At 60.2% G+C, this 14,339-nt stretch carries 14 protein-coding genes; 12 read left to right on the forward strand and 2 right to left on the reverse strand.

All coding sequences use genetic code 11. The features are described from left to right. The first annotated feature begins 10 nt into the window (after window positions 1-10). The 12 genes from tssE to J1G33_RS19860 are packed head-to-tail and all read left to right on the forward strand — an operon-like array spanning window position 11 to window position 13,718. The gene (gene tssE / locus J1G33_RS19805; protein WP_078821536.1) at window positions 11-412 is read left to right on the forward strand and encodes a type VI secretion system baseplate subunit TssE; all 402 of its coding nucleotides are present in this window, start codon (window positions 11-13) and stop codon (window positions 410-412) included. Beyond that, complete coding sequence (gene tssF / locus J1G33_RS19810) at window positions 402-2,189, forward strand: type VI secretion system baseplate subunit TssF (protein WP_223018578.1); 1,788 nt, start codon at window positions 402-404, stop codon at window positions 2,187-2,189. The genes tssE and tssF overlap by 11 nt, the downstream gene beginning before the upstream one ends. Next, complete coding sequence (gene tssG / locus J1G33_RS19815) at window positions 2,153-3,166, forward strand: type VI secretion system baseplate subunit TssG (RefSeq protein ID WP_032876032.1); 1,014 nt, start codon at window positions 2,153-2,155, stop codon at window positions 3,164-3,166. The genes tssF and tssG overlap by 37 nt, the downstream gene beginning before the upstream one ends. 8 nt (window positions 3,167-3,174) lie before the next feature. Further along, window positions 3,175-4,704: a sigma 54-interacting transcriptional regulator gene (locus J1G33_RS19820; protein ID WP_223018642.1), complete on the forward strand. Its 1,530-nt coding sequence runs from the start codon at window positions 3,175-3,177 to the stop codon at window positions 4,702-4,704. Window positions 4,705-4,739: 35 nt separating this feature from the next. Next, window positions 4,740-4,871, forward strand: coding sequence for a type VI secretion protein (locus J1G33_RS19825; RefSeq protein ID WP_223018579.1), 132 nt, complete (start codon window positions 4,740-4,742; stop codon window positions 4,869-4,871). A gap of 11 nt (window positions 4,872-4,882) precedes the next feature. Next, complete coding sequence (tagH, locus tag J1G33_RS19830) at window positions 4,883-6,079, forward strand: type VI secretion system-associated FHA domain protein TagH (protein ID WP_223018580.1); 1,197 nt, start codon at window positions 4,883-4,885, stop codon at window positions 6,077-6,079. Window positions 6,080-6,084: 5 nt separating this feature from the next. Further along, entirely contained in the window at window positions 6,085-6,570 is a 486-nt protein-coding gene (gene tssJ, locus J1G33_RS19835; protein ID WP_032876027.1) for a type VI secretion system lipoprotein TssJ, read from the forward strand. 1 nt (window position 6,571) lies between these two features. After that, window positions 6,572-7,900 carry a type VI secretion system baseplate subunit TssK gene (gene tssK / locus J1G33_RS19840; protein ID WP_223018581.1) on the forward strand — a complete coding sequence of 443 codons (1,329 nt, stop codon included), beginning with the start codon at window positions 6,572-6,574 and terminating at the stop codon, window positions 7,898-7,900. A gap of 5 nt (window positions 7,901-7,905) precedes the next feature. Continuing rightward, window positions 7,906-8,766 (forward strand): type IVB secretion system protein IcmH/DotU, encoded by an 861-nt coding sequence (gene icmH, locus J1G33_RS19845; protein ID WP_223018582.1) that lies wholly within the window; start codon window positions 7,906-7,908, stop codon window positions 8,764-8,766. Window positions 8,767-8,782: 16 nt separating this feature from the next. Beyond that, window positions 8,783-12,151 (forward strand): type VI secretion system membrane subunit TssM, encoded by a 3,369-nt coding sequence (tssM, locus tag J1G33_RS19850; RefSeq protein WP_223018583.1) that lies wholly within the window; start codon window positions 8,783-8,785, stop codon window positions 12,149-12,151. Then, the gene (locus J1G33_RS19855) at window positions 12,118-12,879 is read left to right on the forward strand and encodes a PP2C family serine/threonine-protein phosphatase (protein WP_223018584.1); all 762 of its coding nucleotides are present in this window, start codon (window positions 12,118-12,120) and stop codon (window positions 12,877-12,879) included. Before tssM ends, J1G33_RS19855 begins: the two co-directional genes overlap by 34 nt. Next, a complete protein-coding gene (locus tag J1G33_RS19860; protein WP_032876012.1) occupies window positions 12,876-13,718 on the forward strand; it encodes a serine/threonine-protein kinase in 843 nt (280 codons plus the stop codon). Before J1G33_RS19855 ends, J1G33_RS19860 begins: the two co-directional genes overlap by 4 nt. Before the next feature lie 8 nt (window positions 13,719-13,726). Here the strand turns inward: J1G33_RS19860 and J1G33_RS19865 are convergent, their stop codons facing one another. After that, the gene (locus J1G33_RS19865) at window positions 13,727-14,056 is read right to left on the reverse strand and encodes a DUF6388 family protein (protein ID WP_032876009.1); all 330 of its coding nucleotides are present in this window, start codon (window positions 14,054-14,056) and stop codon (window positions 13,727-13,729) included. 10 nt (window positions 14,057-14,066) lie between these two features. Next, entirely contained in the window at window positions 14,067-14,321 is a 255-nt protein-coding gene (locus tag J1G33_RS19870; RefSeq protein ID WP_228309798.1) for a hypothetical protein, read from the reverse strand. Window positions 14,322-14,339 lie beyond the last annotated feature (18 nt).

Genomic DNA, 14,339 nt, shown 5'->3' on the forward strand with positions numbered 1-14,339 from the left:
AGGCCAGGGCATGATTCAGCACAACAGCCTTTTCGAGCGTCTTGAATACGGTGCATCGACGCGAGGGTGTCCTGTGGCGTCCATCGCCGCACATCTGGGGAAAATGCTCAGCACACGTGCGGGCAGTGTCCAGACACTGGCTGATTATGGTTTGCCTGATCTCAACGACATGCGACTGAGCCTGCATGAATCATTGACTCAGTCGCGGCTGCATATCGAGCGTTTTATCCAGGCCTACGAACCGCGACTGGCGAATGTGCATGTCAGGCTGTTGCCCGATGTGCGTGGGTCCCTGGTCCTGGCATTTGCAATTGAAGCTGAGCGAGTTATCGACGGCGTCCTGCAACCGGTCGTGTTTCAGGCCCGTCTTGCGCAAGCCGGGCGGGTAGAGGTTTTCGTCCATGACGTTTAACCGCTACTTTCAAAGTGAACTCAGCGCGCTGCGCCAACAAGGGCGGCGTTTTTCCGAGCGCAATCCAGCTCTGGCGCCGTTTCTTGCTGAGGCCGGCCAGGACCCGGATGTCGAGCGTTTACTGGAGGGGTTTGCATTTCTGACCGCTCGCCTGCGACAAAAGCTGGATGACGAACTGCCGGAGCTGACGCATTCGTTGATGCACTTGTTATGGCCCCATTACATGCGGCCAACACCGGCCTTCAGCATCCTGCAATTCGACCCCTTGAAACGTGCCGGCCCCAGTGTTCGAGTGGCCCGGGACACCGCCGTGGAAAGCGCTCCCACCAAGGGTGAGCGTTGCCGGTTCCGCACATGCTATGCCACCGACATCATGCCCCTGCAACTCAGTGGCCTGGAATACCGCTGCCAGGGCGAGGGGGCCTGGCTGGAATTGCAACTGACCATGAGTACCCAAGGTAACTTCAGTGAGTTGGCATTTGATTCGCTGAGGCTGCACTTGGCTGGCGACCACTACATCAGTCAGGGCCTGTACCTCAGCCTGTTGCGCCATGTCGACAGTATCTGCCTGTCGCTGCTGGATCACGAGGGTGTACCGGTGAGGACGCGCGACGGGCAACCTGTGACGCTGCGCCTCAGTGCCGGCCAGGTTCAGCCAGTGGGGTTTTCCCCGGAGCAGGCGCTGATTCCTTATCCGCAGAACACCTTCGATGGTTATCGGCATCTGCAGGAGTACTTCGCTTTTCCCGAGAAATACCTGTTTGTCGACGTCGAAGGGCTGAACGTGGTGCACACGCTGCCTGACGAGCTGCTCCGAGAGGCGCATGGCATGGTGATGCGCTTCGAACTTCACACCCAGGGCCGTGATCCCCTGCGTCCCACCCTGGACAACGTGAAGCTGTATTGCACGCCCATCGTCAACCTGTTCAAACAGGATGCGATCCCCATTCGCCTGGACGGTAAACAGGATGAGTACCTGTTGGTACCTGGGGAATATACGCCGGGCAATGCCAGTGTGTTTTCCGTGGACCAGGTCACCGGGTGGCGCCCCGGCGGGTTGGGCTACCAGCCCTACGTGCCGTTCGAGTCGTTTGAACATGACTGCGATCACGAGGCTTCGGCGGCACCCTCCAGTTACAGCATTCGCCAGCGTTCGTCGGTACAGCATGGCGGGCTTGATACCTGGATCGCATTCCCCAGCCGCCGCGAACAGGGCCAGGAAACCCTGTCGGTCGAACTGACCTGTACCAATTGCAACCTGCCGCGCCAACTTCGTGCAGGCGAAATCAGCCTGCCCGGGGAACAGACCCCGGAGTCATTGGGGTTTTGCAACATCACCACACCCACCGCGAGCTTTGCGCCGCCACTGGACCAGGATTTTTTGTGGAAGCTCATCAGCAATATGTCGGTCAACTATCTGTCGTTGACCGATATCAATGCCTTGAAAGTGATACTCCAAACCTACGACTTGCCGCGCTATCACGATCGACAGGCGCTGAAGGTAAGTCAGAAAAGGTTGAGCGCTTTGCGCTCCATTCGCCATGAGGCAGTGGACCGTCTGCACCGCGGTCTGCCTGTTCGAGGCTTGCAGGTCGAGCTGACGGTTGATTCCCAGGGCTTTGTCGGTCAGGGCGATCTGTTTGTATTCGCCTCTGTTCTCAATCAGTTCTTTGCGCTCTATGCAAGCCTCAATTCGTATCACGAGTTGCGGGTCATCAGCACACAAGGAGACGTGTACCTATGGCCATCCCGGATGGGGCAGCAACCGCTGTTTTGACTCAACTTTGCCGTGTGATTCGTGAGTACACGCTATTTCAGGCGATTGTGCAGGTCATCGAACGACTGCGCGAGGCTCATCCGCTGCTGGATGACGAGGCGCTGTATGACCAATTGGAGTTCCAGGCCAACCCCGGTTTTGGGTTTGCCGCGCACGATATCGACCGTGTGGAGTTTTTCAGCGAGCACGGGGCCTTGCGCGCTCGCTTGCGTCTCAACGTATTGGGGTTATTCGGTGCTGGCTCGCCGCTACCTGCGTTTTACGCCGAGCAAGCGTTTGCCGAGCGTTCGGGCGGCAACCCGACTCGAGATTTCCTTGATCTGTTCCATCATCGCCTGCAGCGCTTGATGTTGCCGATCTGGCGCAAATACCGTTATCGGGCGTGTTTCCGGGCAGGTGCTAACGACAGGTTTTCCGAGCAGATGTTTGCCTTGATGGGGCTGGGCGACAGCGCAATTCGCAGTGCTTCGCAGCTTGATTGCAAGCGCCTGCTGCCTTATCTGGGCCTGCTGAGTTTGCGAGTGCACTCGGCTGCGCTGATCGAGGCTGTCCTGCGTTACTACTTCAAGCACGACGCGTTGTTTATCGAGCAATGGGTGGAGCGCACGGTCGAGGTCAGCCAGTTGCAATGCAATCATCTGGGGCGGGCCAACAGTGCCCTTGGTCAGGACCTTGTCCTGGGGCATCGCATCGCTGACCGCAGCGGTAAGTTCAGGGTGCATCTTCTGGCGCTGGGTTGGCAGCGTTTCCATGATTTTCTGCCTATCGCTGAGGCGTACCAGCGGCTGTGCGCGCTGGTGCGACTGACCCTGCGCGACCCTCTGGAATACGACCTGCGCCTGACGTTGGCGCCGGGCGAGGTCAGGCCGTTGCACATCGGCGAAAACACGCTTTGCCGCCTGGGCTGGACTACCTGGCTGGCGCATGAACAGGCCGACGGCGTGGTTACGCTTGCCAGCAATTTTCACAGGGGTTGATGATCATGATGAATGTGGACCTGCCAGGCGAATTGTCCGACCCACTGGTATACGCCAATGCGCTGGCCGCCTGCTTTACACGCCTGGCGTTGTACCGTGATGAACAGGCGCTGCCTGACGCGCTCGTCGCCGGTGTGGCACAACTGAGCCAGTGCGAACTCAGCCAGTTTTACCTGCTCAATGAAGTGACCGGTCGCCTTGAACTGATTGCCCAACATTTGTCCGAGGCGGCATCGATGGTCGTCGCGGTCGCAGATTCTGATCTGCACCATCCACCCCTGTTGAACCATACCTTGAGCCAAGGTGCTGTCCTGAGCCTGGAAGATGTGCAGAGCAGTTGCCATGACGTTAATTTCCTGCCCGTACCGGTGAAGCCCTGGCGGGCGCTGTTGAGCGTGCCGTTGCTCAATCGTGGTGAGCGGGTCGCCGGTGTGCTGCTGTGCGCTCGGCAACAGCCGGGCCAGTTGCAAGGCTACGCCACCTCCCTGGCGCAGTTGGGCAGCTTCGCCGTGAACCAGCTGCTGGTACTGCGCAGTATGCAGCCCAACGTTGATTCAAGGCTCAGGTGCAACAAGCCATTGGCCAGGGAGTACGGATTGATTGGCTCCAGTGCGGCGATGAAACAGACGTGCCATTTGATCAGTAAAGTCCTGCATACCCCGTATACCGTACTGCTGTGCGGCGAGACCGGTACCGGCAAGGAAGTGGTAGCTCGGGCCATTCATGCGGCCGGCCCGCGCCGGGAGAAAGCCTTCGTCGTGCAGAACTGCGCAGCGTTCCCTGAAGGGCTGCTTGAGAGCGAGCTCTTCGGTTATCGCAAAGGTGCGTTCACGGGGGCCGAGCGCAATCATGCGGGTCTGTTTGATGCCGCGCACGGCGGTACATTGCTGCTGGATGAAATCGGCGACATGCCGCTGGCACTGCAAGCCAAATTGCTGCGGGCCTTGCAGGAGGGCGAGGTCCGGCCGCTGGGTGCCAGCGCGGCACATAAGGTCGACGTGCGGATCATTGCGGCCACTCATCGCGACCTCGCTGCGATGGTCGCCGAGGGGCGCTTTCGCGAAGACCTCTATTACCGGCTCGTGCAGTTTCCGATCACGTTACCGGCCCTGCGCGAGCGAGACGGCGACCTGCTGCAACTGGCGCGCTATTTCACTGACGAGGCGTGCGCGGCGCTGGAGAGGTCACCCGTGGGTTGGTCCACCCTGGCCCTTGATCAACTGTCCGGCCACGCCTTTCCCGGCAACGTACGCGAGCTTAAATGCATGGTTGAGCGTGCCGTGTTGTTGTGTGACGCCGGCGTGATCTTGCCGGAGCACCTGGCGCTGCCACCGACTGCGACGCCGGCCGCGAGCGACGATGTGACGCTGCGCCAGCGCATGGAACGAGTAGAGCGAGTGTTCCTGCTCGATTGCTTGCACAAGAACCATGGCAATCGCACCCGTACCGCGCGGGAGCTAGGGGTTGCCCGACGCACGCTGCTTTACCGCCTTGCACGCTTGAATATCCCCGTCGGCGATGCCAGGGAGAAATGTTGAATGGCGCACTTGATTTTTACTGTGGGAGAAACCTGATGCCTGACCGTCCATGGCACGCCGTGTTGCTTGTGTTGTGTTTGCTGGGTGGCTGTAACGCCAACTACGTGTTCGATGATGCCGAGTACCGTCCTCTGGGTGACCCACAGGCAATTACTCGTGGCCGATGAATAGAGGGATCATGACGATGCAGCTTGTGTTTGAGGTCTGTAAGGTCGACAGCGCCAGCGCCGAACCCTCGGCCCATAAGGTATTTGACGCAGTGGGCGGCGTGATTGGCCGCGGCCCCGGATGTGACTGGGTGATACCCGACCCCAGCCGCGTGCTCTCCAGTCACCATGGATTAGTCGGTTACCGTGAGGGCCGCTATTTCCTGACTGATATCAGCCGCAACGGTATTGGCGTGGCAGGCAGTGCTGAACGCCTGCGCAAGGGGCAGGCGCGATTGATCAATGATGGGGATGTATTCGAACTTGGGGCGTTGGCGCTACGTGCGCGTTTGTTGCAACCCGCACGACCTTGCGGCGAGCTGCGTGCCAGTGCGGCAGTACCGATTCCCGATGATGCCTTCCTGTCCCTGGACCCTCTGCACGCGCTGGACCTGGAGCACCAGCAGCAGGCCATCTCGGATGACCTGGCAGCATTGAGCGAGGCTGTTGATGAGCAAGGGGTGTGGGCCGAACGCCACGGGACCGATAGGGAGCATGTGACATTCCCGCGCCGGGCAGAACCCGGGGTAGAGGTTGCTGCGGTGCACGTTAGTGCAATGGCACCCTCGACTGATGAAGTGTTCTGGTCACAGTTCGCGGCGGCCTTGGGCGTGGGGCTCGACGCACTCGACCCAGCGGCCAGGGAGGTGCTGGCGATCAAGGTCGCGGGCTTGTTTCGCTTGACGATCCAGGGGCTGCAACAAGCCCTGCGCACGCGTGAAGAGTTGCATCACGAATGGGGGAGGTCGTCGTTCGACAGTCAGGGCGCAGCCCGGAACCCTTTGAAAATGTTCAGCGACACCAACGCGGCGTTATCCGCACTGCTGGATACAGGGGCTTTGGGCCAAATGCCCGCCTCGCGGGCCATTGGTCTGGCTCATCGGGAGCTGCAGGTACATCAGGTCGCGCTGCAGGCTGCCTGTCGCAGCACCGTGAACAAGGTGTACACGGCCTTCGAGCCGAACCATTTGGCCTGGTGCTTTGAATCTCAGGGCAAGCCGCCACGATTTTTCACCGATGGCGCGCGTTGGCGTGCTTACCAGCGTCACTACCAGCGTTTGGTGGCGCAAGGGCCGTTGAACGATCGCCCGTTGAACGGCGATTTCGCCACGGCCTATGAAGAACAGGTGCGCCTGATCTCCTCCCTGCACATTGATTTTTCAGGATGATATTCATGTATCGAGCTACCCGTGCTTTGGTGTTGCTTTTGTTTGGTTTCTTGGCGGGTTGCAGCGCCGTATCGCCTTTTTCCACGCTGACCAAGCTGGACGTTGTGTTGACCGCCAACGAGCACGTCAACCCTGACCTGCACGGTCGCCCCTCTCCCGTGGTGGTGCAGTTGATCGAACTGCGCCATGGCGTAGCCTTCGAACATGCCGACTTCTTCAGCCTGTATGACAAGGCGCAGCAATTGCTGGCAAAGGACTGGGTAAGCAGTGAAGAAGTCGAGCTGCGTCCAGGTGACCACCTGGCGCTCAAACTCCGTATCGGTCCCGACAGTCGTTTTGTAGGGGTGTTGGCGGCTTACCGAGACTTGCCGCACGTTCAATGGCGGCAGTTGATCCCCGTGACTATGCACCAGCGCAACCGTGCCGATCTGGTGCTGGACCAGGACGGTATACGCGTCGTCGACTCGCTCGCCGGGATGGAGGTGCGCTGAGATGCCTGTTCATAAAGTGATCTGGCAAGAAGGCATGTTGCTGCGGCCACAGCACTTGCAGCACAACGACCGCTATTACCAGCAGCAACTCAACCAGACGCGCCTGTTGGGCAGTGATGCCTGGGGCTTCCTTACGCTGGAATTGAATGAGCAATACCTAAAGCTGGGCAAGCTGGTGGTCAACCAGGCGAGTGGCGTCTTGCCGGACGGTAGCTTGTTTGATTTGAGTGCCGCTATGGAACCGCTGGTGTTGCAGGTGCCAACTGATGCGGGCAGGCAGGGCATTTACCTGGCACTGCCCCTGGCCAGCGGCAATCACCTTGAGGTCCGTCAGCCTGAACAGAGCGATGTTCTGGCGCGTTACCTGCGATGCGAAGTGGAAGTGGGAGACTCCAACATGGGTGTAGATGCGCGTTGCCGAATCAGCTGCGCACGGCCCGACTTACGCCTTGTATTGGGCGAGCAGGCGGGTGATCAGAGCTTCGTCAAACTCAAGGTTGCCCAGGTACTGGACGTCAGCGGTGAAGGGGGCGTGAGCCTGGATACCGCGTTCATCCCGACCTTCATTTTCGTGCAGGAGCATGGCTACTTGGCGTCGTGCCTTAACGAAGTCGTCGGTCTGCTTGCCAGCCGCGGCGATGCCATCGCGGCGCGCATTCGTGGCGAGAGCACGGCTGCAAGCACACAACTCGGTGATTTCCTGATGCTGCAGGTGATCAATCGTACCGAACTTGCGCTGCGGCACTGCCTGAGCCAGGCCCAGGTTCGACCCGAAGCGCTGTTCCGCCTGTTGGTGTCGATGCTCGGCGAGCTATCAACGTTCGCCTGTGACAGTAAACGCGCGCAGCTGGACGTGCATTATCGACACAGCGACCAGGGCGCCAGTTTTCGTGGGTTGATGGAGCGCCTACGCGCCGTCCTGTCGGTGGTGCTTGAGCAACATGCGATCGAATTGACATTGCAACCACGCCAGTACGGCGTTCTGGTCTGCCCGGTCAACGAGTTGAAATTGCTCGGTACGGCCACGTTCATCCTGGCAGCCACCGCGCAGTGTGAGGCAGAGGAACTGCGCCAGCGCCTGCCGGCACACCTGAAAGTCGGGCCGGTAGAGCGCATACGTGAGTTGGTCAACCTGCACCTGGCCGGTATCAAGGTCAAGCCGCTGCCAGTGGCGCCGCGGCAGATTCCGTTTCATGCCGGCAAGACCTACTTCATCCTCGATATGAGTGCCCCCGAGATCGCGCAATTGCAGCAGTCGGGCGGTTTCGCGTTCCACGTAGGCGGTGACTTCGCCGGGCTTGAACTCAACTTTTGGGCCATCAGGAATTGAATGCCATGGACAGTGAGTACACACAGGATGAAAGAACCGTCCTGCTCGACCGCGAGGGTCATTGGCCTGCACAGGGGGCATTGACGGACTTCCCATCGCCGCCACGCTATGAGCAGCTGGAAGATCGCATGATCTATGCCGGCCGTATGCTCGATGCGTCGAGCTTCAAGGCTGGGCCCAACCCGCTGGTGGCTGCGGCTTGGGTGGTGTTGTCCGAGATCGTGGCGCTCAGGGTCTGCTCTGGTCGCGAAGACCTGGGCACGCTCAACGACCGATTGTCATTGACGGTGACTCAATTCGAAACCCGCGCCTTGCAGGGTGGTGTTGAAAGCAGCCAAGTCATGTCTGCGCGTTATGTGTTGTGCAGTGTGATCGATGAGGCGGTTGTTACTACGGCGTGGGGGGCACAGAGTGAATGGTCGAAGGTTAGCCTGTTGAGCCGCTTTCATAACGAAACCTTCGGGGGCGAAAAAGTTTTCCAACTGCTGGAGCGTCTATCACGCGACCCGGTGAAGAACCTGCCGATGCTGGAGCTGCTTTACCTGTGCCTATCCCTGGGGTTCGAGGGCAAATACCGAGTGATGGAGCGCGGCATGTCGCAACTGGAGGGTGTTCGCGATGCCTTGTATCGCCAGATCCGGCACGTACGCGGGGAGCCGTCGCCGGCGCCAACCGTGCCCGCGATGCACGGGGCGAGCCGGCGTACGGGGTTGTGCGTTGTTCCCGTTACCTGGTTGGTCATCTTCACCCTGGTTTGCTTGCTGGCAATGTACACAGGATTTGCCTGGGTGCTGAGCAAGGAGCGCGCGAACGCGCTGCAACCGCTTCAATTTTCGGCGTCGGATTTGATCCGCACGTCCTTGTAAACGCAGGGAGCAAAGAATGAGCGCATTCTTCAAGGGTGTGGGCGCCGTGCTGGGCCGGATTTGGGTTTGGAGCCTGTTGCTGGCGCTTTCGTGTGCGGCAGTGGTGTGGTTTTGGGGGCCGCTGCTGGCGGTGAATGATCAGCCTGTTTGGCAGGGCGCGACGGCTCGCCTGGTCACCATCAGTGTCGTGTTTCTGCTTTGGGGGTTGGTGATGGTCCTTGCCGGCGGTGGTCGTGCCGCCCGGCGTCCACGGTCTGAGCGCCAGCCCCGCCAGCAGCCGTCGACACGTGTGGAGAACGAATACCGCTGCGTACGCACTCGGTTCAAGGATGCGGTTCACCTGCTGAAAACCTCCAGCCGTTATGGAGAGCGCAGCGCGCGTTGGCGCCATGAGTTGCCCTGGTACCTGTTGATTGGTGAGCCGGGCAGTGGCAAGACGCAGCTGCTGGCGGCAGCCGGCTTGCAGTTATCGCCTGAACACGCTGACAGGCGACCGACGAGCAGCAGTGCTCATTGCGAGTGGTATTTCGCCGACGAAGGCGTACTCGTCGACACCCCGGGGCGCTATCTGACCCAACCTGACAGTGCAGTGGATGCCGCAGGCTGGGCCACCCTGCTGAATCTCCTCAGGTGGCGCCGCCGGGTGCGCCCGCTCAACGGCGTGGTGGTGGCGCTGTCGGTAGACACGTTGCTCAACACCAGCGAGTACGACCTGGATCACCATGCCCGTCGTGTGCACGCGCGCTTGCAGGAGATCCGGCAAACGCTACATGTGGATGTGCCGATCTATCTGGTGTTGACCCAGGCCGATCGATTGCCGGGATTCGCTGAGTTCTTTGATTCACCCCATGGGGAAAGTGCCGACAGTCTGCTGGGGCAGCCACTGGACGTCGGCAGCGGCATGCCTGAAATTACTCAGGTGCACGAGGCCGTCGAGGGATTGTTGCAGCGTTTGAACGGTGAGCTGATTGCGCGACTGCACCAGGAGGGCAACGTTGAACGTCGTGGTCAGATCCTGGAGTTTCCCCAACAGGCGGCACGCGTCGGTGAGCGTGTAAGCCTGTTCGCTGAAATGGCCTTTTCTGCTCATCGCTACCAACCCATCAATGGTTTGCGAGGGTTCTTCCTGACCTGTGCCGATGACAGGCATGCACGTTTTGTGAGGGGGCTGTTCAGCCAGGTGATCTTTGCCGAAGCCGGTCTTGCCAGCCTGCAAGCCCAGGAGCAGCAGCGCATCCGTCAGCGCCAGGGCCTGCAAGCGATGACAGTCGCGCTGATTCTTGGCGGTGTCGGTGGCCTGTGGATGTACAGCTACAGCGTCAACCAGCTACGCCTGGTCCAACTGGCGGCATTGGTCGCCCAGACGATGCCGGCCACAGGGGCTCAAAACGATGAAAGCCCGGCGTTGTTGGGGCTGTTGGATGCGCGGTTGGCGGCGACCCGGGTGTTTCCGGCGGCGCAGGATGTGCGCTTGGTCGAGCGCCTCGGCCTGTATCAGGGCGAGGTGAGTCGTGCCTGGGTAGACCAGGCTTATGAGCAGGCGCTGCAACAGCAACTGCTGGTCTGGATAACCGCGCAGCTTGAAGAACAGATAGACGCAAGCCTGGGGGACCGCGAACGGTTATTGGATAACCTGCGTGCGTATTTGATGCTCAATCTGCGCGAGCGCCGTGACGCCACCTGGCTGGCACAGCATGTGACAGGCCTTTGGTCGGTGCGTTTTGCCGGGGATATGCCCACGCAGAAGCGTCTGGGAGAGCACTTGGCACGGCTGCTTGAACGGCCGTTTGTCACACCGCTCAACGATGAACGAGTGGCCCAGGCCCGCGAAGTGCTGAGAGGGGAATCTTTGGCCGATGGCGTGTATCGAGTATTGCGCGAACAAGCGCGCAACCTGGAACCGTTGCGCCTGGCCGAGGGTAAGGTATTTGCCACGATCGACCCGCCTGTTCCCGGTTTCTATACAAAAAGATATGTGCAGTACTTTGAGGCGCAGGGCCCGAGGCTGGTCAATGCCATCGCTCAGGATAATTGGGTGCTGGGGCAGGGCACCGACCTGGGGCCACAGGATCTGCGGCGGTTGATGGCAGAACTGCAGCAACGCTACTTCAGTGAGTATGCCGATGCCTGGAGCGACGTACTCGGACGAGTCAGGCTGCAACAGACCGACAGCCTGCGCCAGGATGCCGACCAGCTCATGAGCCTGACCTCGGCACAGTCCCCGTTGATTCGGCTATTGCAGCAGTTGCGGGAAAACACTCGTTTGCTGCCAGGCCATGTGCTGCTGGATAAGGTGTCCCAGCATTCGGGAGAGCTGGCAGGGCTGGCCAAGGCGACGTTGACGGATGGGCAGTCGGTTTTTGACGATGCGCCACGGCGGGCATTGCAGCAGCGGTTTGAACCCTTGCATCAGTTGCTCGATGAGCAGCACAACCCCGGCGCAGAGCTGGCCCAGGCGTTGCGTTTGCTCGGTGAGCTGCACCTGCAACTCACGGCATTGAACCGTGACAGTGCGCCAGAACAGGCGGCCTTCCTGCGGGCTCGACAGCGTATGGAGGGGCAGCAGGATGTACTGGGCAATTTGCGTGATGCTGCTGCGCGTCTGCCGCTGCCGCTTGCCGGTTGGTTCGAGGGCGTGGCCGACGACAGTTGGCGGCATTTGCTGGAGCAGGCGTATGTGCATGTCAATCAACGGTATCAAAGCGACGTACATAGCCTTTATGCCAAGGCCCTTCGCCGACGTTATCCATTCAATGCCCATGCAAGCAGTGATGTTGCGCTGCATGATTTTCAGGAGTTCTTCAAGCCGCAGGGGGTAATGGCACGTTTTTATGAGGGATATCTTCGGCCTTTCATCAGCGCCGATGGCAGCCGCTACAGGTTGCGTGGGTTGGATGGCCAGAGTTTGCCGGTTTCGCGCTCGCTGCTGGACCAACTGACGAAAACCCAGGTAATCCGCCGCGGCTTTTTCAGCGAGGACTCGGGGGAGTTATCTGTGCGATTTACCTTGGCGCCCTACAGCCTGGACCAATCGGTCAGCCGAGCCGTACTGCGGTTTGGCGACCAGCAGTTGGAATATCGGCACGGCCCGATCACGCCCATGCCGTTTCATTGGCCCACCGAGGCAGAGAATGGGCGCAGCAGCCTTGTGCTGGACAGAGGTACGGAGCAGCGCCCGTTGGGGATCGAGAAAAACGCAGGGGCCTGGTCGCTGTTCCGGTTTTTCGATCTGCTGCAGAAAGAACCCGCAAGTGGTGCAAATATGCAGATTTTCAAGGCAGACCTCGCCGGTCTGCGCGCCAATTACCTGCTGACCAGCCAGCGCACGCCAGGGCCGTTTGATATGGACACATGGCGCACCTTTCGATTGCCGGAGCAACTGTGAGCCAGGCCGGCGCCCATTGGCGCAGTGCCGGGCGCACCCAGCGAGGGCAGGCGCGACTGCGTAATGAAGATGTGTTTCTGGACAACCCGCATGGCGGTTGCTGGGCTGTGGCGGACGGAATGGGCGGCTATCGGCACGGTGATGTCGCCAGTCGTTGGGTGGTCAGCCACCTGGCTTCAGTGCCGGCTCATGGCAACCTCCATCAACGGATCAATGCCGTTCGGGAAAGTTTGCAAGGCGTTAACCAGCGATTGCGGCGCGCGTGGACAGAGCCCGACACAAATGATGGCGCGACGATGGGCAGTACCGTGGTTGCCTTGCTGTTGGAGAACGGGCGGGCGGCCTGTGTCTGGGCTGGAGACAGTCGCTGCTATCTATGGCGGGGCCAGAACTTGTACCAGTTGTCCAAGGATCACTCGCTGCTGCGGCGCCTCATGGACGAGCGTCATATCAGCGTGGCGCAAGCCCAGGCGCACCCCGATGCCAGGGCCTTGACCCGCGCCGTTGGTGCGCGCTCGCGTTTGGACCTTGAGGTATTGGAGCTCAGTACTCGCCCTGGGGATGTATTCCTGCTGTGCAGCGATGGCCTGTATCAGACCCTCAGCCATGTCGAGGTGGGACGGGCGTTGAGCAGGAGAACGCCCCGGCAGGCGGTGGAACAATTATTCGCCGGGGCGTTGCGCAGGCCGGTGCGAGATGACCTGACCGCAGTTGTGGTGCAACCTTGAACCTGGCGGTCGCACCATCCCGTCTGCTGGCAGGGCGTTATCACCTTGAGCACGTCCTGGGCAGCGGCGGCATGGGTGTGGTGTACCGCGCGCGCGATCTGTTGCATGAGCAATTGGGCCAGCCTTGCTCCAGGGTGGCACTTAAGCTGCTGGGCGAGTCCATTTCCCAGTGCCCCGACGCGCATGTGCTGTTGTACGGCGAGTTTGCGTTGGCTCGCAGCCTGCGACATGACCGTGTGGTACGGGTGTTTTCCTTTGAGGTCGACACCCACAGCAAAATTGCGTTTTTCACCATGGAGCTGCTGCAAGGGGTGACCCTCGACCGGCTGCTGCTGGAGTGCCCCTATGGTTTGCCCTGGCAGGAACTGCAACCCATCGCGCTGCAGTTGCTGGATGCTTTGGCCTACATCCACCAGAAGAACGTCCTGCATGGCGATGTGAAACCCGCCAACGTCATGGTGGGAGAGGAGGGCGTATGTTTGTTCGATTTTGGCCTGGGGCATGCTCAGACGCAGGAGGCGATGGGTTTGCCAAGTGTCAGCCGTACTCGTTTCAATGCCTGGACACCCGCCTACGCGGCCCCGGAGTTACTGGACGGCGGTGCGCTGAGCGGCGCTGCGGACGTATACGGCATGGCTTGCATTGTGTATGAGCTGGCTAGTGGCCAGCGCATCGGCGCACGCTCTTTCACTGACCGGCTGGCCCGGCCCGCGCAATTACCCAGGCACTGCTGGCCGGCATTACATTCGGCGTTGGCGATAGATCCGCAGCGTCGAACCGTAACAGTCGCCGAATTGCGCCAAGTGATGGCCTGTAGCCGGCCACGCTGGTACTTGTAGGGTAAAGGTCAGACCGCCAGGCCATGCAGCTGGCAATACTCCACCCAGTCCATACCGGCCATCTGTGCGACTTCTTTATGCACTTCGCGGCGCTGGGCCTCGAAGGTTTCGGTGGAGTCGGCCGTCAGTTTAAGGGTCAGTTCCCAGGCGAACAGGTGTTGCTGCTCCGCGTGGGCTTCGAACGCTTCGTGCAAGCGCTCGGCGCGATACTGCGCCAGGGTTTCCCCCCTGGCCTGGGCGGCCAACGGGTTGAGGTTGTCCAGCTCAGCGGCGATGTGTGGCTGATCGCGCAAAAACCTGTCCAAGGCGAGCTGGTAAGTATCGCTGGGTGCTGACAAGGATGTGCCCTTAGTGCGAAGGACGGGACTTGGAATCGCCTGAGTGCGCGCTGGGGTGAAGGCGCGCACGTTTGCGGGCTCTGCGTCGCATCCAGTTCTGCAACGGCGCCAGCAAGAAGAACATCAGGTAAGCGACTAGCACCAATGCCAGGTCAACCCAGGTTTCAGCGACAGGCCCGGTGAACAGCTCAATGACATTCTTGATTACAAACAGCAGCACCACACTGCACAACCACAGCAAAATGGTGACAAATAGGGGACGCATGTTGCTTGACCGCTTGTC

This window comes from Pseudomonas sp. P867 (assembly GCF_019891455.1).
Lineage (GTDB): Bacteria > Pseudomonadota > Gammaproteobacteria > Pseudomonadales > Pseudomonadaceae > Aquipseudomonas > Aquipseudomonas synxantha_A.